The sequence below is a fragment of the Micromonospora sp. DT4 genome (assembly GCF_049841675.1).
Taxonomy (GTDB): domain Bacteria; phylum Actinomycetota; class Actinomycetes; order Mycobacteriales; family Micromonosporaceae; genus Micromonospora.
In genome coordinates this window covers 1-224 of record NZ_JBNCKT010000525.1, presented here as the reverse complement: position 1 = coordinate 224, position 224 = coordinate 1, and the positions used below count along the sequence as shown (strand labels likewise).

The window sequence follows — 224 nt, the reverse complement described above, 5'->3', positions numbered from 1 at the left end:
GGCGCCGCTCAAGCAGATGTCACAGACTTACGGCGTCACCATCCTGCACCGCGTCCCGGGCAACGCCACGGGCACCCCTGCCACGGCGACCAGCGCGAATCTGGACAACATCTGGCTAATCACCAACGGCCCCACCACCATCACCAAAGGTGAAAGCTTCACCAAACCGCTGGTCAAGAAGGCGGCCGCCACTCCCGCCCACATCCGCCCGCGTCCGGTGACAC

Annotated in this window: 1 protein-coding gene; it reads left to right on the top strand. The window is 65.2% G+C overall.

Annotated features, from left to right (window positions below):
- Window positions 1-224 (top strand): hypothetical protein (locus ACLQ24_RS30765; RefSeq protein WP_425895219.1); only part of this gene is annotated, 224 nt, incomplete at both ends.